General features: G+C 70.8%; 18 protein-coding genes. 11 read left to right on the forward strand and 7 right to left on the reverse strand.

Annotation, left to right across the window (positions count from 1 at the left end; genetic code table 11):
• Nucleotides 1-5,873 (forward strand): beta strand repeat-containing protein (locus GON04_RS14530; RefSeq protein ID WP_157398799.1); only part of this gene is annotated, 5,873 nt, incomplete at its 5' end.
• An 84-nt stretch (nucleotides 5,874-5,957) separates the two neighbouring features.
• Here GON04_RS14530 and GON04_RS14535 read toward each other — a convergent pair.
• The gene (locus GON04_RS14535) at nucleotides 5,958-7,460 is read right to left on the reverse strand and encodes a helicase HerA-like domain-containing protein (RefSeq protein ID WP_157398800.1); all 1,503 of its coding nucleotides are present in this window, start codon (nucleotides 7,458-7,460) and stop codon (nucleotides 5,958-5,960) included.
• 75 nt (nucleotides 7,461-7,535) lie between these two features.
• On the opposite strand from GON04_RS14535, the gene GON04_RS14540 reads away from it, so the two are divergent.
• From GON04_RS14540 to rng, 8 genes are read left to right on the forward strand one after another with little or no spacing between them, the layout of a single operon-like run.
• Nucleotides 7,536-8,255, forward strand: a complete 720-nt coding sequence (locus GON04_RS14540; protein WP_157398801.1) for a YebC/PmpR family DNA-binding transcriptional regulator — start codon at nucleotides 7,536-7,538, stop codon at nucleotides 8,253-8,255.
• Nucleotides 8,255-9,535 (forward strand): phosphoribosylamine--glycine ligase, encoded by a 1,281-nt coding sequence (gene purD / locus GON04_RS14545; protein ID WP_157398802.1) that lies wholly within the window; start codon nucleotides 8,255-8,257, stop codon nucleotides 9,533-9,535. Before GON04_RS14540 ends, purD begins: the two co-directional genes overlap by 1 nt.
• 1 nt (nucleotide 9,536) lies before the next feature.
• Entirely contained in the window at nucleotides 9,537-10,448 is a 912-nt protein-coding gene (gene hemF / locus GON04_RS14550) for an oxygen-dependent coproporphyrinogen oxidase (RefSeq protein WP_370530007.1), read from the forward strand.
• Nucleotides 10,439-11,050, forward strand: coding sequence for a nicotinate (nicotinamide) nucleotide adenylyltransferase (gene nadD / locus GON04_RS14555; protein ID WP_181653584.1), 612 nt, complete (start codon nucleotides 10,439-10,441; stop codon nucleotides 11,048-11,050). The genes hemF and nadD overlap by 10 nt, the downstream gene beginning before the upstream one ends.
• On the forward strand, nucleotides 11,050-11,688 hold the full coding sequence (gene rsfS / locus GON04_RS14560; protein WP_181653585.1) for a ribosome silencing factor: 639 nt from the start codon (nucleotides 11,050-11,052) through the stop codon (nucleotides 11,686-11,688). The genes nadD and rsfS overlap by 1 nt, the downstream gene beginning before the upstream one ends.
• Nucleotides 11,685-12,152, forward strand: a complete 468-nt coding sequence (gene rlmH, locus GON04_RS14565) for a 23S rRNA (pseudouridine(1915)-N(3))-methyltransferase RlmH (RefSeq protein ID WP_157398804.1) — start codon at nucleotides 11,685-11,687, stop codon at nucleotides 12,150-12,152. The genes rsfS and rlmH overlap by 4 nt, the downstream gene beginning before the upstream one ends.
• A 15-nt stretch (nucleotides 12,153-12,167) precedes the next feature.
• Nucleotides 12,168-12,770 carry a Maf family nucleotide pyrophosphatase gene (locus GON04_RS14570; RefSeq protein WP_181653586.1) on the forward strand — a complete coding sequence of 201 codons (603 nt, stop codon included), beginning with the start codon at nucleotides 12,168-12,170 and terminating at the stop codon, nucleotides 12,768-12,770.
• A gap of 10 nt (nucleotides 12,771-12,780) precedes the next feature.
• Nucleotides 12,781-14,259, forward strand: a complete 1,479-nt coding sequence (gene rng / locus GON04_RS14575; protein ID WP_157398805.1) for a ribonuclease G — start codon at nucleotides 12,781-12,783, stop codon at nucleotides 14,257-14,259.
• An 18-nt stretch (nucleotides 14,260-14,277) separates the two neighbouring features.
• On the opposite strand, the gene GON04_RS14580 is transcribed toward rng, so the two are convergent.
• From GON04_RS14580 to galE, 6 genes are read right to left on the reverse strand one after another with little or no spacing between them, the layout of a single operon-like run.
• Entirely contained in the window at nucleotides 14,278-15,102 is an 825-nt protein-coding gene (locus GON04_RS14580; protein ID WP_157398806.1) for a glycosyltransferase family 2 protein, read from the reverse strand.
• Nucleotides 15,099-16,394 (reverse strand): O-antigen ligase family protein, encoded by a 1,296-nt coding sequence (locus GON04_RS14585; protein WP_157398807.1) that lies wholly within the window; start codon nucleotides 16,392-16,394, stop codon nucleotides 15,099-15,101. Before GON04_RS14585 ends, GON04_RS14580 begins: the two co-directional genes overlap by 4 nt.
• A gap of 9 nt (nucleotides 16,395-16,403) precedes the next feature.
• Entirely contained in the window at nucleotides 16,404-17,333 is a 930-nt protein-coding gene (locus GON04_RS14590) for a hypothetical protein (RefSeq protein ID WP_157398808.1), read from the reverse strand.
• A gap of 21 nt (nucleotides 17,334-17,354) precedes the next feature.
• The gene (locus GON04_RS14595) at nucleotides 17,355-18,449 is read right to left on the reverse strand and encodes a glycosyltransferase family 9 protein (RefSeq protein WP_157398809.1); all 1,095 of its coding nucleotides are present in this window, start codon (nucleotides 18,447-18,449) and stop codon (nucleotides 17,355-17,357) included.
• A complete protein-coding gene (msbA, locus tag GON04_RS14600) occupies nucleotides 18,449-20,212 on the reverse strand; it encodes a lipid A export permease/ATP-binding protein MsbA (protein WP_157398810.1) in 1,764 nt (587 codons plus the stop codon). Before msbA ends, GON04_RS14595 begins: the two co-directional genes overlap by 1 nt.
• Entirely contained in the window at nucleotides 20,173-21,174 is a 1,002-nt protein-coding gene (galE, locus tag GON04_RS14605) for a UDP-glucose 4-epimerase GalE (protein ID WP_157398811.1), read from the reverse strand. Before galE ends, msbA begins: the two co-directional genes overlap by 40 nt.
• Nucleotides 21,175-21,254: 80 nt before the next feature.
• On the opposite strand from galE, the gene GON04_RS14610 reads away from it, so the two are divergent.
• Nucleotides 21,255-22,025: a glycosyltransferase family 2 protein gene (locus GON04_RS14610; protein WP_157398812.1), complete on the forward strand. Its 771-nt coding sequence runs from the start codon at nucleotides 21,255-21,257 to the stop codon at nucleotides 22,023-22,025.
• Between the two features lie 33 nt (nucleotides 22,026-22,058).
• Nucleotides 22,059-23,348: a Tol-Pal system beta propeller repeat protein TolB gene (gene tolB, locus GON04_RS14615; protein WP_232533129.1), complete on the forward strand. Its 1,290-nt coding sequence runs from the start codon at nucleotides 22,059-22,061 to the stop codon at nucleotides 23,346-23,348.
• The last annotated feature ends 11 nt before the right edge of the window (nucleotides 23,349-23,359 follow it).

The following is a 23,359-nucleotide window of genomic DNA, read 5'->3' on the forward strand; positions in this document are numbered from 1 at the left end:
GCACCGTGCGCACCGACACCGGCACCATCACGATCAAGGGCACGGGCGGCGCGCTGACCGGCGTGGCAGTGAACGACAACCGTGCCGGTATCGGGGTGATCAACGGCTCGACGGTGGGCACCACGGGCGCCGGCAAGGTGGCCCTGGTGGGCCAGGGCGGCGCCGACAGCGGCGGCGCCAGGTCCGCCGGCATCATGGGCTTCAGCGCCTCGGGCACCAACAACACCATCGGTGGCGCGAACGCGCAATCGGTGCTGCTGCAGTCCAATGGCGGCACCGCCATGAGCCTGAACCAGACCAACGTCAGCGCGTCCATGACCGGTGGCACGGTCACGGCCCACGCGGTGGATGGCGGCAACATCCTCGTGCAGAACGGCAGCTCGGTACAGGCCGATGGGCTGCGGGTGCTGGGCGACGCCACGGAAACGACCGCGACCAATGCGTTCTTCGCTCCCAACAGTTCTGTCAACACGCTGGCGGCGTACCTGCCTGCGCCGGGATCGCAACTGACCTACAACCAGGGCGCCACGCCGCTGTCGATCGGCTCGGTCACCTCCGTGGCCACCAATGGCGACGCGGCGACCACCACCGATGGCGTCGGTGCCAATGGCTCGATCACGTTGACCACCGGGGGGGCGATCTCGCAGACCGCGGCTGGTGTCATCAACGGCCAGACGCTCAACGTGACCGCCGCCGGCAACGTCACGCTGAACGGCAACAACGATGTCGACAACCTCGGCACGGTCACCACCTCGTCGGGCAACTTCAGCTTCAAGGACGTCACCGGCGGCCTGAACGTCTCGGGCACGGTGAGCGCCCCGGGTTCGGTCAGCATCACCTCCACTGACGGCAATCTCAACGTCAACAACACGGTCAGTGGGCAGGGCGTCACCCTGGCGGCCACGGGGGCCGGCAACGACATCAACCTCGGAGCCGACATCAACGCGAACACGGGAACCCTGACGCTGAACGCCGCGGACCAGGTCGCGCAGAACGCCGGCATCGTGAACGCGGGCAAGCTCACTGGCTCGGCCGGCGGATCCGTCAGCCTCAACGGCGCCAACACGCTGGCCAACCTGGGCTCCTTCAGCTCCGTCGGTGGTCTCAGCGTTAACGATGCGACCGGCGGCCTGGCGCTCACCGGCAACGTGGCGGATGCCTCCGGTCCGGTGTCGATCACGACGGCTGGCGGCGCACTGGCCCTGGGTGCCAACAACGTCAGCGGCGCGGGCGTGACGCTCACCGGCACGGGCGTCACCCAGGCGGCAGGCAGCACCGTCAACGCGGGCACCGGCACCATCCTGGTGGACGCCAACGACGGCGCGATCAACCTGGTCGGCTCGCTGACCACCACCAGCAATGCGGCGACCGCCGTGCAGATCCTCGACGCCACGACCGCGGCCCTGGGCAACATCACTACTGGTGCCACCGGCACGTTGGTCATCGGCGGCGCGGCGGGCAACAACCTGTCGGGCGCGGTGACTCAGACGGCGGGGACGTCGATCAACGCTGGCACGGTCCAGGTCAACGGTGGCAGCACGGTCAACCTCGGCAACGCCAACACGGTGGCGAACCTGGGCACGTCCAGCAGCAGCGGCGGATTCAGCTTCAACGACGCCACCGGCGGTTTGGCGGTCACCGGCGCGGTCGCGGACGCAACCGGTGCGGTGGCTATCACCACGGCCGGCGGCGCGCTGGCCCTCGGTGCCAACAACGTCAGTGGCGTGGGCGTGGCGCTCACCGGCACGGGCGTGTCCCAGTCGGCGGGCAGCACCGTCAATGCGGGCACGGGCACCATCCTGGTGGACGCCAACGACGGTGCCATTAACCTGGCCGGCTCGCTGACGACCACCAGCAACGCGGCGACAGCGGTGCAGGTGATCGACGGCAGCACGGCGGCGCTGGGCAACATCACCACCGGTGCGGCCGGCACGGTCGTCATCGGCGACGCGGCGGGCAACAACCTGTCCGGCTTGGTGACGCAGATGGCAGGGACGGTGATCAACACTGGAACGGTGGTGGTCAACGGCGGCAGCACCGTCAACCTGGGCAACGGCAACACGGTGGCGAACCTGGGCACGTCCAGCAGCAGTGGCGGCTTCACGTTCAATGACACCACGGGCGGCCTGGCGCTGACCGGCAACGTGGCGGATGCCTCCGGTCCGGTGTCGATCACGACGGCTGGCGGCGCACTGGCCCTGGGTGCCAACAACGTCAGCGGCGCGGGCGTGACGCTCACCGGCACGGGCGTCACCCAGGCGGCAGGCAGCACCGTCAATGCGGGCACCGGCAGCATCCTGGTGGACGGCAACGACGGCGCCATCAACCTGGCCGGCTCGCTGACCACCACCAGCAACGCGGCAACGGCGGTGCAGGTCATCGACGCCAGCACGGCGGCGCTGGGCGACATCAGCACCGGTGCGACCGGCACGGTCGTCATCGGCGACGCGGCGGGCAACAACCTGTCCGGCGCGGTGACGCAGACGGCCGGGACGGTCATCAACACCGGCACGGTGGTGGTGAACGGCGGCAGCTCGGTCAACCTCGGCAACGCCAACACGGTGGCGAACCTGGGCACGTCCAGCAGCACGGGCGGCTTCACGTTCAATGACGCGACCGGCGGCCTGGCGCTGACCGGCAACGTGGCGGATGCCGCCGGCTCGGTGGCGATCACGACGGCTGGCGGCTCGCTTGCCGTCGGAGCCAGCAATGTCAGCGGCGTGGGCGTGGCGCTCACCGGCACCGGCGTGTCCCAGTCGGCGGGCAGCACCGTCAATGCGGGCACGGGCACCATCCTGGTGGACGCCAACGACGGTGCCATCAACCTGGCCGGCTCGCTGACGACCACCAGCAACGCGGCCACCGCGGTGCAAGTCCTCGACGGCAGCACGGCAGCGCTGGGCAACATCACCACCGGTGCGACCGGCACGGTGCGCCTGGGCACGGCCGGTGCAGACAGCCTGAACGGCGCGGTCACGCAGAACGCCGGCACGGTGATCAACACCGGCACGCTGACGGTCGCGGGCGCCACCACGGTCAACCTGGGCAATGCCAACACGGTGGCCAACCTGGGCCCGGTGATCAGCAGCGGCGGCTTCACCTTCAATGACACGACCGGCGGCCTGGCGCTGACCGGCAACGTGGCGGATGCCTCCGGCCCGGTGTCGATCACGACGGCTGGCGGCGCGCTGGCCATCGGCGCCAACAACGTCAGCGGCGCGGGCGTGTCGCTCACCGGCACGGGCATCACCCAGTCGGCGGGCAGCACGGTCAACGCGGGCGCCGGCACCATCCTGGTGGACGCCAATGACGGGGCCATCAACCTGGCCGGCTCGTTGACGACCACCAGCAACGTGGCCACTGCGGTGCAAGTCCTCGACGGCAGCACCGCGGCGCTGGGCAATATCACCACCGGTGCAACTGGCACGGTGCGCCTGGGTACGGCCGGCGCCGACAGCCTGAACGGCGCGGTGACGCAGAACGCCGGCACGGTGATCAACACCGGCACGCTGACGGTCGCGGGCGCCACCACGGTGAACCTGGGCAACGCGAACACGGTGGCCAACCTGGGCCCGGTGATCAGCAGCGGCGGCTTCACCCTCAACGACGCCACCGGCGGCCTGGCGCTCACCGGCAACGTGGCGGACGCCTCCGGCCCCGTGTCGATCACGACGGCGGGAGGCGCGCTGGCCCTCGGTGCCAACAGCGTCAGCGGCGTCGGCGTGACCCTCACCGGCGCGGGCGTGACCCAGTCGGCCGGCAGCACCGTCGACGCGGGCACGGGCAGCATCCTGGTGGACGCCAACGACGGCGCCATCAATCTGGCGGGCGCGCTGACGACCACCAGCAACGCGGCCACCGCGGTGCAGGTCATCGATGGCAGCACGGCGGCCCTGGGCAACATCACCACCGGTGCGACTGGCACGGTCACCATCGGCGGTGCGGCGGGTAATAACCTGTCCGGCGCGGTGACGCAGACTGCGGGGACGGTGATCAGCGCCGGCACGGTGCAAGTCAACGGCGGCAGCACGGTCAACCTGGGCAACGCCAACACGGTGGCGACCCTGGGCACCGCGACCAGCAACGGGGCGTTCAGCCTCAACAACGCAGGCGCGCTGACCGTCGCGGGCCCGGTGAACGCGGGCACGGGCGGCGTTTCGCTGCAGACCACGGCAGGTGCCCTGACCATCGCCGCTGCCGGTGACATCACGGCGGGCAACGCCGTGAACCTCACTGGCGCAACGGGGATCAGCACCGCCGGCGACGTCACCGCCAGCTCCGGGACCGCGACCTTCAACAGCCCGACGACCCTCACGGGCCGGGTGGCCATCAATGCCGGCAACGTCACCGTCGGCACGCTGGATGGCGGCGGCAACGACCTCACGCTGTCGGGCTCCGGCTCGCTGGCGAATGCGACCGGCATCGGCACGTTCACGGCCGGCAACGGCACGCTGAACGGCGACATCAGCGCCGGCACGTACAACCTGCGTGGCGGCACCGTGAACGCCGCGCTGGGAGCCGGAACGCTGAACCAGGTGTCGGGCACGACCACGCTGAACGGCGCCTCCGCCGCGGGGACGGTGAACGTGAACGGCGGTACGCTGGCCCTCGGTGCCAGCGAGCGCCTGGCCGACACGGCGGCGCTGACCGTCGGCACCGGCACGACGCTGGCCCTGGGACCGAACAACGAGAGGGTCGGCTCGGCCGCCATCTCGGGCACGGTCACGGGCCCCGGCATCTTGACGGCGGGCAACTACACGCTGAACGGCGCCACGGTGAGCGCCAACCTGGGCACCGGAACGCTGACGCAAGCGGGTGGCACGAGCACCCTGAACGGAAGCTCGGCGGCGAGCACCGTCAATGTCAACGCCGGCACGCTGCAACTCGGATCCACGGCAGACCGTCTGGGCACGCCCACCACGGTGGCGATCGCCGGCGGTGCCACCCTGGACACCGGCAGCGCCAGCCAGTCGCTCGGAGCAGCGACGCTCACGAACGGCGGGACGCTCATCACGGGCGGCGCGTTGTCCGCAGGCAGCATCACGAGCTCCGGTACCGTGACCTTGGGCGGCAACGTCACCACCACGGGCAGCCAGAACTACACCAGCTTGCTGCAGACCGCGCCGGGCGTGACGCTCTCGGCAGGCGGCAACATTGGCGCCAACGACGCCGGCAACGTAATCGGCTCGGGCACGACCTTCGGCGTGACGGGCGGTGGTTCGGTGGCCGTGACCGGCGATTTCGCGGGAGCGGTGCAAGTGACCGGGAATGCGAAGACGGTGAGCCTCGACGACCGCAGCGCCGGCACGCAGCTGGTGGTGGCCGGCCTGTCCGCCGCATCGAACGCCAACGTCACCCTGGTGAGTGCCGGAGCGATGCAGGTGGATGCGGCGCAGCTGTTGCCCGTCGCGACCCTGTCCGCCACGACGCAGAACGGCAACATGGTGTTCCTGAATTCGGGCACCGTGCGCAACGGCAAGCCGGGCATCCTCGCCACGGCCGGGCTGACGCTGAACGCCAATGGCCAGGTGAACACGGCGGCCGACCCGCTGGTCATCAATGCGGCCACGCCGACGGCGAACATCCACGCTGCGCCGGCACCTTCGCCGGCACCGGCTCCCGCGCCCGCAACGGCACCCAACTCGCTGTTGCTGCAGGCAACGGACCTGGCGGGCACGGTGGCGCTCGAGATCGGCGCGCTGCTGGGCACCGACGTCCGCGATGCTGCGGCCCTGCTGCGGACCGAGCGGCTGGTCCTGGTCGGCGGCGTGGCGCCTGAAACGGCAACCGGGCCGTCTCCGCTGCGCGTCACGGGCATCCGCATGCCGCAGTGCGCCGACGAGCAGGGCAAGGGACAGGTGGGCTGCCGCTAAGGTAAAGAGGGGCAGTTCACTGCTGAACTGCCCCTCGAATTGCCGAGCTGTCTCCATGCAGGGGACAGGGCCCCTGGCGATGCCTCAGCGCTTGCCGCCCAGCAACCCGCCGAGGACGCCGCGGATGATTTCGCGGCCGACGCTGCTGCCGATGGTGCGCACCGCCGACTTGGCCAGCATTTCCACCATGCCCTCGCGGTGGCCGCCGCGCGGACCGGTGGAGCCGAACAGGATGTCGTTGAGGCCGCCCATGGCGCCGGTGGCCTTGTCGGTGGCGCCGCCACCGCCGGACGAGGTGGTGGCCGGCGCCTGGTCGGCTCGGCCCTTGAGCTTCTCGAACGCCGACTCGCGGTCGACCGTCTTCTCGTAGGCGCCGGCCACCAGCGAGCCGGCGATGAGCGCCTGCCGCTGCTGGGGGGTGATGGGGCCGATCTGGCTGCCGGGCGGGACCACGAAGGCGCGCTCGGTGACGCTGGGGCGCCCCTTGGCATCCAGCAGGCTGACCAGCGCCTCGCCGACGGCCAGCTCGGTGATGGCGGTCTCGATGTCCAGGCCGGGCTTCTGCCGCATGGTCTGGGCCGTGGCCTTGACCGCCTTCTGGTCGCGCGGGGTGAAGGCGCGCAGGGCGTGCTGAACTCGGTTGCCCAGCTGGGCCAGCACGCTGTCGGGGATGTCGAGCGGGTTCTGGGTGACGAAATAGACGCCCACGCCCTTGGACCGCACGAGCCGCACCACCAGTTCGATGCGCTCGACGAGCACCTTGGGCGCCTCGTTGAACAGCAGGTGGGCCTCGTCGAAGAAGAACACCAGCTTGGGCTTGTCGGGGTCGCCGATCTCGGGCAGCTTCTCGAAGAGCTCGGACAGCATCCAGAGCAGGAAGGTGGCGTACAGGCGGGGCGAGCCCAGCAGCTTGTCGGCGGCCAGGATGTTGATGACGCCCCGGCCGTCGACTGTCTGCATCAGATCGCTGATGTCGAGCATGGGCTCGCCGAAGAAGCGGTCGCCGCCCTGGGACTCGATCTGCAGCAGGCCGCGCTGGATGGCGCCGACGCTGGCGCTGCTGATGTTGCCGTACTGGGTGCGGAACTCGGCCGCGTTCTCGCCGATGAACTGCAGCATCGCCCGCAGGTCCTTCAGGTCGAGCAGCAGCAGGCCCTGGTCGTCGGCGATCTTGAACACGATGTTCAGCACGCCGGCCTGGGTCTCGTTGAGGTCGAGCATGCGGGCCAGCAGGAGCGGGCCCATGTCGGACACGGTGGCGCGCACCGGGTGGCCCTGCTCGCCGAACACGTCCCAGAGCGTGGCGGGGCAGGCCACGGGGGTGGGGGGGGGCAGGTCGCGCTCGCGGATCGCCTCGGCCAGCTTGCCCGACAGCTGGCCGGCCTGGCTGATGCCGGTGAGGTCGCCCTTGACGTCGGCCATGAAAACCGGCACCCCGATGCGGGAGAAATTCTCGGCCAGCGCCTGCAGCGTCACCGTCTTGCCGGTGCCGGTGGCCCCGGTGATCAGGCCGTGCCGGTTGGCCAGTCCGGGGAGCAGGAAACACTCGGCGGCGCCATTCTTGGCGATCAGCAGGGAATCGGCCATGGGTCCAAAAGTAAAATGGGGGTCACAGCAATATAGCAACGCAGCAGCCGCTGCTCGCGCGAATCAAGGAAACGCATGGCGGGACACAGCAAATGGGCGAACATCCAGCACCGCAAGGGGCGGCAGGATGAGAAGCGCGGCAAGGTCTGGACACGGGTGATCCGGGAGATCATGGTCGCGGCCCGCCAGGGCGGCGGCGACCTGAACGCCAACCCGCGCCTGCGGCTGGCGGTCGACAAGGCCAAGGCGGCCAACATGCCGGCCGACACCATCAAGCGCAACATCGACAAGGCCACCGGCAACCTCGAGGGCGTGAACTACGAGGAGATCCGCTACGAGGGCTACGGCATCGGCGGGGCGGCGATCATCGTCGACACCATGACCGACAACCGGGTCCGCACGGTCGCCGAGGTGCGCCACGTGTTCAGCAAGTACGGCGGCAACATGGGCACCGAGGGCTCGGTGGCGTTCCAGTTCAAGCACTGCGGCCAGCTCATCCTGGCACCGGGCACCAGCGAGGACAAGGTCATGGACGTGGCACTGGAGGCCGGCGCCGAGGACGTGCTCACCGACGAGGACGGCGCCATCGAGGTGCTCACCGGCCCGGCCGACATGGAAAAGGTGCGCAACGCCCTCGAGGCGGCGGGCCTGAAGCCCGAGGTGGCCGAGGTCACCATGCGGCCCGAGAACACCATCGAGCTGGCCGGCGACGACGCGGCCCGCATGCAGAAGCTGCTGGACATGCTGGAAGACCTGGACGACGTGCAGGACGTGTTCCACAACGCATCGCTCTGATGAAGGTCCTCGTCATCGGCGGCGGTGGCCGCGAACACGCGCTGGCCTGGAAACTGGCCCAGTCCCCCAAGGTGCAGGCGGTCTACGTCGCCCCCGGCAACGGTGGCACGGCCCGCGACGCCCGGCTCGAGAACGTGCCGATCACCGACGTGGTGAAACTGCGCCAATGGGCGCATGCGAACAAGATCGCGCTGACGGTGGTCGGCCCCGAGGCACCCCTGGCCGCCGGCGTGGTCGACGAATTCCGCTCGCACGGCCTGCGCATCTTCGGCCCGACGCGGGCCGCGGCACAGCTGGAAAGCTCCAAGGCCTTCTCCAAGGCCTTCATGCGCCGGCACGGCATCCCCACCGCGGCCTACGAGACATTCTCCGATCCGGCCGACGCCCACGCCTACATCGACCGCATGGGCGCACCCATCGTGGTCAAGGCCGACGGGCTGGCCGCCGGCAAGGGCGTCGTGGTGGCCATGACGGCCGACGAGGCGCACGAGGCGGTCGACTTCATGCTGCTGGACAACAAGCTGGGCGTCAGCCACAACGAGGGCGGCGCCCGCGTGGTGATCGAGGAGTTCCTGCAGGGCGAAGAGGCCAGCTTCATCGTCCTGTGCGACGGCCGCAACGTCACCGCGCTGGCCACCAGCCAGGACCACAAGCGGCTGCTCGACCGCGACCAGGGCCCCAACACCGGCGGCATGGGCGCGTACTCGCCGGCGCCGGTCGTCACGCCCGCGGTGCACGCGCGCGCCATGCGCGAGGTCATCCTGCCCACCATGCGCGGCATGGAGAAGGACGGCATCCCGTACACCGGCTTCCTGTACGCCGGCCTGATGATCGACGCCAAGGGCGGCGTCAAGACGCTGGAATTCAACTGCCGCATGGGCGACCCGGAAACCCAGCCCATCCTGATGCGGCTGAAGTCCGACCTGTACGACGTCATGCTGGCCGCCACCGGCGGGACGCTCGACCAGGTCGAGCTGCAGTGGGACCGCCGCACCGCCCTGGGCGTGGTCATGGCCGCGGCCGGCTACCCGCTCAATCCGCGCAAGGGCGACGCCGTCACCGGGCTGCCGCGCGACGCCGACGAAGCCATGGTGTTCCACGCCGGCACCACCATGGACGACGGCCAGCTGCTCACCTCCGGCGGCCGGGTGCTGTGCGTCACGGCGCTGGCCGACACGGTGAAGTCGGCGCAGCAGCGGGCCTACGAGGTCGTGCAGGGCATCCGCTTCGACGGCGCCCAGTTCCGCCGCGACATCGGCCACCGCGCGGTGAAGGGCTGACGTGATCCAGAACGATGCCGTGCGCGCCTACCTGCTGGACCTGCAGGCGCGCATCACGCAGGCCTGCACGGCCGTCGACGGTGGCGCGTTCCGCACCGACCGCTGGACCAAGGAGCCGGGCGAGCCGCTGCAGGGCGACGGCACCACCATGATCCTGGAGCAGGGGCCGGTGCTCGAACGCGCCGGGGTCGGCTTCTCGCACGTGCGCGGGCCGCGCCTGCCGCCCTCGGCCACCCAGCACCGGCCCGAGCTGGCCGGCGCACCGTTCGAGGCGCTGGGCGTGTCGCTGGTGTTCCACCCGCGCAATCCGTACGCGCCCACCGTGCACATGAACGTTCGGATGATCTCGGCCGCCCCGGCCGGCGGCTCGTCGGCCTTCTGGTTCGGCGGCGGGATGGACCTCACGCCCTGCTACGGCTTCGAGGACGACGCCGTGCACTTCCACCAGGTGTGCCGGCGCGCCGTGGAGCCGTTCGGCCCCGACAAGTACCCGCGCTTCAAGCGCTGGTGTGACGAGTACTTCCACCTGAAGCACCGCGCCGAGCAGCGCGGCATCGGTGGCATCTTCTTCGACGACCTGGCCGAACTGGGGTTCGACGGCGGCTTCGCCATGATGCGCTCGGTGGGCGACGCCTTCCTCGACGCCTACCTGCCCATCCTGGAGCGCCGCAAGGACCTGCCGTACGGCGAGCGCCAGCGCGACTTCCAGCTGTACCGTCGCGGTCGGTACGTCGAGTTCAACCTGGTCTGGGACCGCGGCACGCATTTCGGGCTGCAGTCCGGCGGCCGCACCGAGTCCATCCTGCTGTCCATGCCGCCGCTGTGCAGCTGGTCGTATCGGCACGAGCCCGAGCCGGGTTCGCCCGAGGCCGACCTCACCAGCCGGTTCCTGCAGCCGCGGGAGTGGGCTTGAACGCGCCCCGCCGGCTGGGCGTCTTCGGCGGCTCGTTCGATCCTCCGCACCTGGCCCACGTGGCGCTGGCCCGGGCGGCAGTGGCGCAACTCGGGCTCGACGAACTGCGCGTGCTGCCCACCGGGCAGGCCTGGCACAAGGCGCGCGCGCTGAGCGCCGCGCAGCACCGGCTGGCCATGGCCCGCGAGGCCTTCCGCGACGTGCCGAACGCCCACGTCGACGATCGCGAGCTGCGCCGCAGCGGACCCACCTACACCGTCGACACGCTGCGCGAGCTGAGTGCCGAGTGGCCCGGCGCGCAGCTGCTGCTGGTGATCGGCGCCGACCAGGCCGAGGCCCTGCACGGCTGGCGCGAGTGCGCGGCCATCATGGAGCTGGCGACGCTGGCCGTCGCCGCGCGTGCACGCCCTGGTCCCCACGCCTCACCGTTCGACACTTCGCGGCTGCCGCCGGGCCGCTGGATTGCGGTCGAGCTGCCCACGATGCCGGTCAGCGCCACCCAGGTCCGGGCCCGCGTCGCGGCCGGGCAGGGGATCGACCAGCTGGTTCCGGCCGGCGTCGCAAGCTATATTGCCCTTCACCACCTTTACGCCCCCACCTGATGACCCAAGCGACCGAGAAGAAAGACACCCAACGCCTCCAGCGAGCCATCGTCGACGGACTGGAGGACGTCAAGGCGCAGGAGATCCAGGTCTTCAACACCGAGCACCTCTCGCCCCTGTTCGAGCGGGTGATCGTGGCGTCGGGCACCTCCAACCGGCAGACCAAGGCGCTGGCCTCCAGCGTGCGTGACGCCGTGCGCGAGGCGGGCTTTCCCAAGCCGCGCATCGAGGGCGAGGAGAACGGCGAATGGATCATCGTCGACTGCGGCGCAGCCGTCGCGCACATCATGCAGCCGGCCATCCGCAACTACTACCACCTCGAGGAGATCTGGGGTGACAAGCCGGTGCGGCTGAAGTTCGGCGCGCCCAAGCCGGCGCATGCGGCCCCCGAGCCCGCGCCGGCCAAGAAGGCGCCTGCCAAGACCAGCCTGCGCCGCAGCAGTGCCGCCAAGACGGCGGCCCGGGCCGAGGAGCCGAAGAAGGCGCCGGCGAAAAAGACTGCCGCCAAGGCCCCGGCGAAGAAGGCCGCCACGGCCAGGTCGGGCGCCCCAGTCAAAAAGGCCGCCCCGGCCAAGACGGCCGCCAGGAAGGCGCCGGCAAAGAAGACTGTCGCCAAGTCCGCGCCCCGCAAGGCATGAAGCTGGTGGTGGTCGCGGTGGGCCAGCGGGTGCCCGACTGGGCGTCCGCTGCCTGGGACGACTACGCCAAGCGGTTCCCGCCCGAGCTTCGGCTCGAACTCAAGGCCGTGAAGACCGAGCCGCGCGGCTCGCGCACCGTGGAGCAGCTGATGGCCGCGGAGCGCGAGCGCATCGAGGCCGCCATTCCGCGCGGCGCCCGCGTGGTGGCCCTCGACGAGCGTGGCACGGCGCTGTCCACGGTGGCCCTGGCCGCCAAGGTCAAGGGCTGGCAGCTCGATGCCGACGACGTCGCACTGGTGATCGGCGGGCCCGACGGCCTCGATCCGGCCTTCCGCGCCGCGGCCCACGAGCGCGTGCGCCTGTCCGACCTCACGCTGCCGCACGCCATGGTGCGCGTGCTGCTGGCCGAGCAGCTGTACCGCGCCTGGTCGATCAACGCCAACCATCCCTACCACCGTGAGTGAGCGCCGGGAGCGAGCGTGAGCGATTTCGTGTATCTCGCGTCCCAGAGTCCGCGCCGGCGCCAGCTGCTGGAGCAGCTGGGCGTGCGCCATGAACTGCTGCTGCCCGATCCGGGCGAGGACACCGAGGCCCTCGAGGCCGTGCTGCCCGGCGAAGCGCCGGTGCGCTACGTCCGGCGCGTCACGGGCCTGAAGCTCGACGCCGCGCTGGAGCGCCTGCGCCGCCGCGGCCTGCCGCCGGCGCCGGTGCTGTGCTCGGACACCACGGTGGCCCTGGGACGCACCATCTACGGCAAGCCGGCCGACGACGCCGACGCGGCGCGCATGCTGCGCGAGCTGGCCGGCCGCACCCACCGGGTGCTCACCGCGGTGGCGGTGCAGCGCGGGCGCACCCGGCGCGAGGCGCTGTCGGAGTCGCACGTCACCTTCGACCGCCTGCTGCCCGCGCAGGTGCGCGCCTATGTCGCCGGCGGCGAACCGCACGGCAAGGCCGGCGCCTATGCCATCCAGGGCCGGGCCGCGGCGTGGATATCCCGCATCGCGGGCAGCCACTCGGGCATCATGGGCCTGCCGATGCACGAGACCGCGCAGCTGTTGCGCGCCTTCGGCTTCCGACTCTGAATCCAAGGACATGCAGCAGGACATCCTGATCAACTGGTCGCCGCAGGAAACCCGGGTCGCCATCGTCGAGAGCGGCGCGGTGCAGGAGCTGCACGTCGAGCGCACGCTGGAACGCGGGCTGGTGGGCAACGTCTACCTCGGCAAGGTGGCGCGGGTGCTGCCCGGCATGCAGTCGGCCTTCATCGACATCGGCCTGGAGCGCGCCGCGTTCCTGCACGTGGCCGACCTGCACGGGGTGCGCTCCCAGGAGGATGGTGCGCGCAGCGGCCAGCCGCCGGTGCCCATCGAGAAGCAGGTGTTCGAGGGCCAGCCGCTGATGGTGCAGGTGATCAAGGACCCGATCGGCACCAAGGGCGCGCGCCTGTCCAGCCAGATCAGCATCGCGGGCCGCCTGCTGGTGTTCCTGCCCCAGGACGACCACGTCGGGGTGTCGCAGAAGATCCCCGGCGACCAGCGCGACGCCCTGCGCGCGCGGCTGCAGCGGCTGGTGGGCACGCGCGAGACCGGCGGCGGCGGCGGCTTCATCCTGCGCACCAACGGCGAGGACGCGAGCGATGCCGAACTGGCCGAGGACATCGCCTACCTGCGCAAGACCTGGACGCGCATCCGCGAGGCTGCGTTGCGGCTGCCGCCCGGCTCGCTGTTGCACCAGGACCTGAGCCTGCTGCAGCGCGTGCTGCGCGACCTGGTGACCGAGTCGACCCAGACCATCCGCATCGACTCGCGCGAGCAGTTCGGCGTGCTGCAGGCGTTCGGGCGCGAGTTCACGCCGCAGGCGGTCGACCGGCTGCAGCTGTACAAGGGTGAGCGGCCGATCTTCGACCTGTTCAACATCGACGAGGAGATCGCCCGGGCGCTCGGGCGGCGGGTCGACCTCAAGTCGGGCGGCTACCTCATCGTCGACCAGACCGAGGCGCTGACCACGGTCGACGTGAACACCGGCGGCTACGTCGGGGCGCGCAACTTCGACGACACCATCTTCAAGACCAACCTGGAGGCGGCGCACGCCATCGCGCGGCAGCTGCGGCTGCGCAACCTGGGCGGAATCATCATCGTCGACTTCATCGACATGCAGCGGGAGGACCACCGCGAAGCGGTGCTGGCCGAGTTCCGCAAGCAGCTGGGGCGCGACCGCACCAAGACCATGTCGGGCGGCTTCTCGCAGCTGGGCCTGGTGGAGATGACGCGCAAGCGCACGCGCGAGTCGCTGGCCCACATGCTGTGCGAACCCTGCGCCGCCTGCCAGGGCGCCGGGCAGGTGCGCACTGCGCGCACCGTCTGCTACGACATCCTGCGCGAGATCTTGCGCGAGGCGCGCCAGTTCAACCCGCGCGAGTACCGCGTCGTGGCCTCGCCCAAGGTCGTCGAGCTGTTCCTCGACGAGGAGAGCCAGCACCTGGCCGGCCTGTCGGACTTCATCGGCAAGCCGATCTCGCTGCAGAGCGAGAGCGCCATGGGGCAGGAGCAGTACGACATCGTGCTGCTCTGAGCGCGGGCGGCACGGCCGCTAGCGCCAGTGGAAGGCGCCGTCCACCCTTTCGCCGTGCAGCGTCATGCCATGGCGCGCCAGTTCCTCCTCGCGCCAGCGCGCGTCCTGGCGCTTGCGCTGGAACCGGGCCCACTTGCGCTGCAGGAACGACTGGCCGAGCACCCTGTAGGTGTCGCGCGCGCTGAGGCCCTCCTTCTGCGACAGGCCGCGCTCGCGCTTGAGGGCGCTGAGCGTGATCGAGCCGTAGTGGTGCAGCCACGACGCGCCGACCTGGCCGCAGGCGATGCCGGCCTGGTCGAGCTCATGGAAGAACAGGCTGTCCTCGAAGCCCCACAGGCTGGGCGTGGCGCGGAAGTAGCCGACCTCGTCCCACACTGACCGGTGTACCGCCATGCAGACCGCATGGCGCGCGCCGCGGCGGGTCACGTCGCGCATCTTCGTGGCGTCGCCGGCACGGAACGCCTCCAGGTCGTAGTCGAGCGCGCCCTCGACCAGCGCCGGCGACACCACCTTCAGGCCGTTGGCATTCGCGGCGCCGACCAGCCCGTCGAGCCAGCCCGTGGTAACCACGACGTCGTTGTTCATGATGACGGTCCAGTCGGCCTGCAACGCCAGCGCGCCCTGGTTCCAGGCCACGCCGCAGCCCAGGTTGTGTCCGTTCAGGATGCGGCCGCCCAGCGGCAGGGTGCCCAGGTAGTCGCGGGTGGCGTCGGTCGAGCCGTTGTCGACGGCGACCAGCCGCGACAGGTCGAACCCGGCGCGCACCAGGCTGTCGACGCACTGGCGCGTGTAGTCGACCTGGTTGTAGCAGGCGAACGTGACGGCGACGGTGGGGGCGGTCATGCGGGGCGGCGGGGCAGGGCGCCGGCGGCGAACACGGCCACCAGCAGGGCGTAGAAGGAGGCTGCGTAGATCAGGTTGGTGACCTCGGAGGTGAAGCTGGCGGTGAGGTAGCCGACCACCACCACCAGGCCCAGGTAGCCGTTCTGGCGCACCCTCGGCGCCGAGGACTTGCAGGCCTGCACGAAGATGGCCAGCGGCACGGCATAGATCAGCAGGCGGGACAGCAGCCCGGCCAGGCCCATCCGCATCATGGCCTGCAGGAATTCGTTGTGCACGCCGGCGCCGATGAAGTACGACTGCAGGGCCGCGGTGTAGAACGGCGTGATGGCCGGGATGGTCCGGATGTCGGGCAGGGTGGCAAAGCCCCAGCCCAGCAGCGGCCGGTCGACGAACAGGTGGGCCGCGACGCGGTACAGCGACAGCCGCAGTCCGACCGAGGTGTCCAGGTTGGCGCCGCTCGCGTAGGCCGCGACTTCGATTCCCACGGTGTCGACCCGCAGCTGCACCACGGGGGAGCACCAGTAGGCCAGGACACAGGCCACCGCCACGGCGCTGACCGAGCCCGCCAGTTGCCGCGTCGTGAGCCGGCGCCCGCGCATGAGCCACACGGTCAGCAGGATGGGGATCATGAGCCAGCCGGTGCGCGACTGCGTTCCCAGTGCCACCAGGATCGCCAGCCCGATGGCGGCGGCCATGGTGGCCTTGCGCCATGCCGGGTCTGACGGCTGCACCAGGAACAGGCAGATGAAGGCCGCGATCATCATGTGCTGCGACAGGGTCAGCGGGTCCATGAAGATGGTCGCGAAGCGGCCGGCCCAGTAATGGTCGGGCGCCTGCGGCACCAGGAAGATCCAGCCCGCGCACACCGCGATGGCGGCCGGGAATGCCACCGCCGCCATCGGCGCGAAGTTCAGGCGGCGCCGGCGCAGGTCCATGAAGATCGCGAAGGCGAACAGGAAGCGCAGGGTGGCATCGATGGACCGTGGCACCAGCTGCTGGTGCGCCAGGTTCACCAGCAGCGCGGCGGTGAACGGCGCCAGCGCGGCCAGCGCCAGCCAGCGGACCGCCGGCTCGCGCAGGAACGGGCGCAGTTCCCGCCGGTGGACGATGCAGGAGCCGGTGCAATACACCCCCATGATCACCATCGACGCGGTGAGCCAGCCCCGCACCACGAAATAGAACAGGAGGGCGATGCCGAAGAATGCGAGCAGCCCGCGGTCGGCGGCCGGGCGTTGTCCGGACCGGAATTCGCCGAGGCCGGGGTGTCCGGCGGGCAGGGGACGGGACGACATCGATCGAGTCTACCTGCCGCTCAGCCGGGACTGGGCCGACGGCGAGGCGGCCTGCAGGCCCGTGTGCCGCAAGGCTTCGAAGGGCGTGCCGGCGTCCAGGGCGGCCCGCACGGCATTGAAAAAGCCGGCCTTGACGCGGGTGTTGTCGTTGTAGCTGACGCCGCCGACGTGGATCCAGCGGCCGTCGATCAGCTCGACGGGCCGGGGCGGCTCGGCCGCCGATGGCTGGAGCTCCACCAGGTCTCGGCTGGCGAACCGCAACGCGCCACGGTCGAGCGTGGAGTACAGCGGGTTCCAGTTGCGCCCGCCGGTGTCGAGCCCGCGCGAGAAGTCGTACAGGAAATTCAGCGGCCGCCCGGACACCGCTTCCAGGCGGTACATGCAGTAGCCGGCCCACAGCGACCAGCAGCCGAAGCGGCCTTCGTTGGGCAGGCCGAACACCGGCTGCGCACCCAGGCGCTCGGCGAAATCGACCGGGGCGACCGGGATGAGGTCGTGGTCGAGAAAGGCGAACAGGCCGGGCCGCAGGGCGCGCACCAGGTGGTGGAAGACCCAGGACATGGCCATGCCGTGCGAGCGGTTGGCATGGCGCGTGCGGTAGGGCGGCAGGCCGAAGTAGGGCGCGCCGTGGCGGGCGCAGACGGCGGCGACCTCGTCGCGCGTGGGCTGCTGGCGCGAGTTGTCGGCTACCAGCACGGTGACGCCCGGCAACTGGCGGGCCGCCGCGGCCAGCAGCCAGTCGAGCGTCCAGGTCTGCTCGAAGGCGATGACCAGGGCCACGGGACGGCCCGCCAGGGACTGGTGGGCGGCCAGGAAGGCGTCGAGCGCGGGCGGTCGCACACCCAGGTAGCGGGCCAGCAGGGCGTCGTTGCGCAGTTGCTTGAGCCCCTGCTGCAGGGGCTGCAGGCGCAGCCATTCGCCGGCGGTGAACTGGTTCACGTGGCGCATCGTGGAATCGGGTCAGGCAGGTTGCAGGAGGCGGCGGGCTTCGGCCAGCACGCGCTCGGGATGGATGTGGGGCAGGCAGTCGGCCCGGCTGTCGCGGTGGTCCTCGCAGCCGGCGCGCCCGCAGGGCACGCAGGGCAGTTCGCTCTGCAGCACCGTGACATTGCCCACTGTCTGGCGGCCGGCCGCGCGCCGCCAGGTGACCGGCTGGCCGGCCTGCGCGGGCCAGGGTGCCCAGCGCATCGGGTTGCTGGGGCCGAACACGGCCACGACCGGGATGCCCGCGGCCGCGGCCAGGTGCGACACCGAGGTGTCGGGGCCCACGTAGAGCGCCGCACGGTGCAGCAGGGTGACGAGTTGCCGGAACCCCAGGCGGCCCGAGGTGTCGAGCAGCGCGGGCGGCTGACCCAGTGCCAGCAGGGGCGCGATGCAGGCCTGGTCCCGCGGGCTGCCGCTGCCGGTGAGCACGACCTGGTGCCCCTGGTCCAGCAGGCTGCGCACGGTCTCGGCGTAGTGCGCGATCGGCCACTGCTTGTAGGCCCACATCGACGGTGCGTGGACCACGACGGCGCCGGACTTCAGCGCGGCGGCCAGGTCGGCCGGCAGGTCCTCGGGTTCGGGAACCGTGACGGCCGGCACGGGCGAGGCCGGCGGCAGCCAGGGCGCGAGCAGCGCATGCTTCTCGGCCACGGTGTGGACCGTGCCGCGGTCGCCGGCGGCCATGACGCAGTGGTGCAGCAGGCGCTGCTTCCAGCTGCTGCTGCTCTCGCCCGGCGGCACGATGCCGCTGCGGCGCCGGCCGGCGATCCAACCGAGCGCGTGCGCGCGGTCGCCGCCGTCGGTGACCAGCGCGAGGTCGTAGCGCCGCCACAGGCGGCGGGCGGCGGCCAGGCCGCCTTTCCAGCCCAGGCGCGCGGGCAGTTCGATGGTGTGCGAGATGTCCGGATTGCCGGCCAGCATGCCGAGCGTGCCGGCGAAGCCGAGCACGTCGATGCGGGCCCCCGGCCAGCGCCGGCGCGCGGCGCGCACCAGCGGCGTGGTGAGCAGCACGTCGCCGATCTGGCGGGTGGCAACCACGAGGATGCTGTCGAAATCGGCGGCGCGATCCATCAGTTGCCGAACTGCAGCGCGTGCAGGCGGGTGTAGATGCCGCCCAGCGCCAGCAACTCCTCGTGCGTGCCGCTCTCGACCAGGCGGCCCTCGTCGAGCACGGCGACGCGGTCGGCATGCTCGATGGTCGACAGGCGGTGGGCGATGATCAGGGTGGTGCGTCCGGCCATCAGCTCCTGCAGGGCGTCCTGCACCAGGCGCTCGGACTCGGTGTCGAGGGCGGAGGTGGCCTCGTCGAGGATCAGGATGGGCGCGTCCTTGTACAGGGCGCGGGCGATGGCCAGCCGCTGGCGCTGGCCGCCTGACAGGTTGGCCGCGTTGTGGCCGATGACCGTGTCCATGCCCTGGGGCAGCTGGTCGACCAGCCCGCCCAGCCGCGCCGCTTCCAGGGTGCGCCGCACGCGGGCGGCGTCGAGCGAGGCGCCCAGTGCCACATTGGCGGCCAGCGTGTCGTTGAACATCACCACGTCCTGGCTGACGATGGCGTATTGCCGCCGCAGGGCCTGCAGGTCCCAGTCCTGCACCCGGTGGCCGTCGAGCAGCACCTCGCCCCCGGTCACGTCGACGAAGCGCGGCAGCAGGTTGGCCAGGGTGGTCTTGCCCGATCCCGAAGGGCCGACCAGGGCCACCACCTCGCCCGGCCGGATCTCCAGCGACAGGGCGTCGAGCGCGGGCCGCCCGGTGTCGGGGTAGCGCACCGTGGCTTCGCGCACTTCGATGTGGCCGTCGGCACGGTCGGGGGCATGGGTGCCGCTGCTCTCGGCCGGCTCGCGCTCCAGCAGTTCGCGCACCCGGTGCACGGCGGCCAGGCCGCGGGTGATCGGGTTGGCCGCTTCCGACAGGCGCTTGATGGGCGCGATGAGCATCAGCATCGCCGTGATGAAGGAGGCGAAGGTGCCGACGGTGATGCCGTCGCGGCTCTGCCAGAGCGCCACGCAGATCACCAGCGACAGCGCCGAGGCCGCGAGCATGTGCGTCAGCGGCGTGATGGCCGCCGACGCCGCCGCCGCCTTCAGCGCCAGCCGGCGCAGTGCGCCGCTCAGCGCGGCGAAGCGCGTGGACTGCGCGCCCTGGGCCTGGTGGATGCGCACCACGCGGGCGGCGAGCACGTTCTCCTCGACGACGTAGGCGAGTTCGTTGGTGGCCGTCTGCGTGCTGCGGGCGATGCGGTACAGGCGCCGTGACAGCGTGCGCATCACCCAGCCCACGGCCGGCACGACCAGGAACACGACCAGCGTGAGCTGCCAATTCAGGAGCAGCAGGTACAGCAGCAGCGCGATCAGGCTCAGGCTGTCCTTGAGCAGGCCCATGACCGAATTCACCAGCTGGGTCAGGCCGTTCTGCACCTCGTAGACCACGGTGTTCGACAGCGAGGTGGCGTTCTCGCGCCGGAACAGGGCCAGGTGCACGTCGAGCAGGCGGCCGAACATCGCGCGGCGCAGGGCCAGCAGGCCATCCTGCGTGATGCGCGCCAGGGCCAGGTCGGCCAGGAAGCCCGCGATGCCGCGCAGCGCGAACACCAGCAGCAGGGCCGCCGGCACGATCCACAGCGGCAGGCTGGCGGCGCCCGTGAAGCCGCGGTCGAGCAGCGGCTTGAGCATGGCGGGCACGGCCGGCTCGAGCGCCGAACTCACGAGCGTGCACAGCGCCGCCACCACCCAGTAGCGGCGCGAGCCCCGGAAGTACGGGGCCAGCCAGCGGAAGGATGCGAAGTCGATGCCCGTCACGCGGTCCCGGCAGCCTGGTGGAGCTTGCGCTCCCATTGCCAGGCGTGGGCGACGATGGTGTCCAGGTCTTCGTACTGCGGTGTCCAGCCCAACTCGGCCCTCGCCCTCGCCGCATCCGCCACCAGCGCCGGCGGGTCGCCCGCGCGCGGCGGGTCGTCTCGCAGGGGGATGGGATGCCCCGTCACTTTCCTGGCCACCTCGATCACCTCGTTCACGGAATGGCCCTTGCCATTGCCGAGGTTGTAGACGGTGGTGGCCGCCCCCGCCTCCAGCGCGCGCAGCGCCGCCAGGTGCGCCGCGCACAGGTCCTGCACGTGGATGTAGTCGCGCAGGCACGAGCCGTCGGGCGTCGCATGGTTCGAGCCGTAGCGCGAGATGAACTCGCGCCGGCCGGAGGCGACCTGCAGCACCAGCGGGATGAGGTGGGTCTCGGGCTCGTGGTGCTCGCCGATCGAGGCGTCGGGATGCGCCCCGGCTGCATTGAAGTAGCGCAGCGAGATGGATCGCAGGCCGTGCGCCTGGCTGTAGTCCTGCAGGGCGTATTCGACGGCGAGCTTGCTGTGGCCGTACGGATTGATCGGCCGCGTGGGATGGCCCTCCGGGATCGGCACCTCGACCGGGTTGCCGTAGGTGGCCGCCGTGGACGAGAAGATGAACTGCCGCACCCCGTGCTCGAGCATGGTGTCGAGCAGGTTGAGGGTCTGCACGACGTTGTTGCGCCAGTACTTGCCCGGCTTGGCCATCGATTCGCCCACCAGGCTGGAGGCGGCGAAATGCATCACGCAGCGAGGCTGGAATTCGCGCAGCACGGCGCCCATGAAGGCGGCATCGCCGATGTCGCCGACCTTCAGGACCTCGGTGCCCACCGCCTCGCGGTGGCCGGTGGCGAGGTTGTCGACGACGACGGGCCTCAGTCCGTTGTCTCGCAGCATCCGCACCATGTGCGACCCGATGTAGCCCGCGCCTCCCGCGACCACGACAGTGGGTGTTTGGTCCATGGATGAGGGTGCAATAATGGTTCGTTGATCAAGTTCGATTATGCCCGCGTGCCCATGGGCCGACGGCACGCTGTGAGCGCATGAAACGCCTGTCCGTCATCCTCATCACCCGCGATGAAGCGCACAACATCGAAGGATGCCTTCGCAGCGTCGCGTTCGCCGACGAGGTGGTGGTGGTCGACTCCGGCAGCAGCGATGGCACCGCCGCCCTCGCGCAGGCCTGCGGCGCGCGCGTCGTCACCACCGCCGACTGGCCCGGGTTCGGGCCGCAGAAGAACCGCGCCCTCGACCACGCCACCGGTGACTGGGTGCTGTCCATCGATGCCGACGAGAGGGTCACGCCGGAGCTGCAGGCGTCCATCCTCGAGGCGATGGAGCAGGGCACGTTCGATGCGTACAAGCTCAATCGGCGCTCGAGTTTCTGCGGCCAGTACATGGACCATTCGGGCTGGTCGCCCGACTGGGTGGTGCGGCTGGTGCGCCGCGGCACCGCGCGCTTCTCGCCTTCGCTGGTGCACGAGAGCCTGCAGCCGGCCGGGCCGGTGGGGCGCCTGCAGGGGCGGCTGCTGCACGAGAGCATGACCGACTTCGAATCGGTCATCGACAAGCTCGACCGCTACTCGACCGCCGGCGCGCAGGCGCTGATGGCGCGCGGCGTGAAGGGCTCGATGGGCAAGTCGCTCGGGCACGGCCTGTGGGCGTTCCTGCGCACGTACGTCGTGCGGCTCGGGTTCCTCGACGGCCGCCTCGGGCTGGCCCTGGCCATCTCGAACGCCGAAGGCACCTACTACCGCTACCTGAAGCTCTGGCTGATGCAGCGCTCGGCCGGGAACTCAGCCGGACACCGCTGAATCAACCACCACTTCGCGACTCCCAGAATGCTCATGACCCCTGCTCATCCTTGGCGACGCCGTCGCGTTCTCGGCCTCCTGGGCGCCACCGCGGCGGCGTCACCGGCCGCCTGGGCCCAGTTCCGGGTCGAGGTCACCGGCGTCGGCCTGCGGCAGCTGCCGTTCGCCATCGCGCCGTTCCGCGGGGAAGCCGACGCGCCGCAGAAGATCTCCCAGATCGTGCAGGCCGACCTCGAACGCAGCGGCCAGTTCCGGGCGGTGGCGCTGCGCTCCACGCCGATGGACGAGACCACCCGTCCCGACCTGGCCGCCATGCGCCAGGCCGGCGCCGACTCGCTGGTGGTCGGCAGCCTCTCGCGGCTGGCCGACGGCCGCTGGGACGTGCGCTTCCGCCTCTGGGACGTGGTGCGCGGCCAGGACCTGGGGGGCGAAAGCTACGCCATGACGGCCGGCGACCTGCGCCTGGCTGCCCACCGCATCGCCGACTTCATCTACGAGAAGCTCACCGGCGAGCGCGGCATCTTCTCCACCCGCATCGCGTACGTCACGCAGGCCGGCACCCGCTACAACCTGTGGGTGGCCGACGCCGACGGCGAGAACGCCCAGTCGGCCCTGGCGAGCGGCGAACCCATCATCTCGCCGGCATGGTCGGCCAACGGCGCCCAGCTCGCCTACGTGTCGTTCGAGTCGCGCAAGCCGGTGGTCTACGTGCACGAGGTGGCGTCCGGGCGGCGCCGCCTGCTGGCCAACTTCAAGGGCTCCAACAGCGCGCCGGCCTGGTCGCCCGACGGCCGCTCGCTGGCCGTCACCCTCAGCCGCGAGGGTGGCTCGCAGCTGTACACCATCGACGCCGCGGGCGGCGAGCCGCGCCGGCTGATGCAGTCTTCGTCCATCGACACCGAACCGGTGTTCGCGCCCGACGGCCGCAGCATCTACTTCGTGAGTGACCGCGGCGGGGCGCCGCAAATCTACCGGGTGGCGGCCACCGGCGGCACGCCGGAACGCGTCACGTTCACCGGCAGTTACAACATTGCGCCCGCCATCAGCCGGGATGGCCGCTGGCTCGCTTACGTTTCACGGGTGTCGGGATCGTTCAAGCTGCACGTGATGGAACTGCCCTCGGGCACGGCCACCGCGATCACCGACACAACCGCCGACGAGAGCCCGAGCTTCGCGCCGAACGGGCGCCTGATCGTGTATGCCACCCGCCAGGGCGGCCGCGAGGCGCTCATGACGACGACGCTCGATGGCAAGATCAAGGCACGCCTGGCCGGGCAGGGCGGAGACATCCGCGAGCCCGACTGGGGCCCCTACCAACGCTAAATCCCTAGGAG

It is taken from the genome of Ramlibacter pinisoli (assembly GCF_009758015.1).
In the GTDB taxonomy this organism is placed as follows: Bacteria; Pseudomonadota; Gammaproteobacteria; order Burkholderiales; family Burkholderiaceae_C; genus Ramlibacter; species Ramlibacter pinisoli.

What these genes read in the sequence shown, in the direction of transcription:
- GON04_RS14535 (WP_157398800.1), bottom strand. Translation starts at nt 7,460, where the DNA reads ATGGCCGATTCCCTGCTGATCGCCAAGAATGGCGCCGCCGAGTGTTTC.
- GON04_RS14540 (WP_157398801.1), top strand. Translation starts at nt 7,536, where the DNA reads ATGGCGGGACACAGCAAATGGGCGAACATCCAGCACCGCAAGGGGCGG.
- purD (WP_157398802.1), top strand. Translation starts at nt 8,255, where the DNA reads ATGAAGGTCCTCGTCATCGGCGGCGGTGGCCGCGAACACGCGCTGGCC.
- rsfS (WP_181653585.1), top strand. Translation starts at nt 11,050, where the DNA reads ATGACCCAAGCGACCGAGAAGAAAGACACCCAACGCCTCCAGCGAGCC.
- rlmH (WP_157398804.1), top strand. Translation starts at nt 11,685, where the DNA reads ATGAAGCTGGTGGTGGTCGCGGTGGGCCAGCGGGTGCCCGACTGGGCG.
- rng (WP_157398805.1), top strand. Translation starts at nt 12,781, where the DNA reads ATGCAGCAGGACATCCTGATCAACTGGTCGCCGCAGGAAACCCGGGTC.
- GON04_RS14580 (WP_157398806.1), bottom strand. Translation starts at nt 15,102, where the DNA reads ATGACCGCCCCCACCGTCGCCGTCACGTTCGCCTGCTACAACCAGGTC.
- GON04_RS14585 (WP_157398807.1), bottom strand. Translation starts at nt 16,394, where the DNA reads ATGTCGTCCCGTCCCCTGCCCGCCGGACACCCCGGCCTCGGCGAATTC.
- GON04_RS14595 (WP_157398809.1), bottom strand. Translation starts at nt 18,449, where the DNA reads ATGGATCGCGCCGCCGATTTCGACAGCATCCTCGTGGTTGCCACCCGC.
- msbA (WP_157398810.1), bottom strand. Translation starts at nt 20,212, where the DNA reads ATGGGAGCGCAAGCTCCACCAGGCTGCCGGGACCGCGTGACGGGCATC.
- galE (WP_157398811.1), bottom strand. Translation starts at nt 21,174, where the DNA reads ATGGACCAAACACCCACTGTCGTGGTCGCGGGAGGCGCGGGCTACATC.
- GON04_RS14610 (WP_157398812.1), top strand. Translation starts at nt 21,255, where the DNA reads ATGAAACGCCTGTCCGTCATCCTCATCACCCGCGATGAAGCGCACAAC.
- tolB (WP_232533129.1), top strand. Translation starts at nt 22,059, where the DNA reads ATGACCCCTGCTCATCCTTGGCGACGCCGTCGCGTTCTCGGCCTCCTG.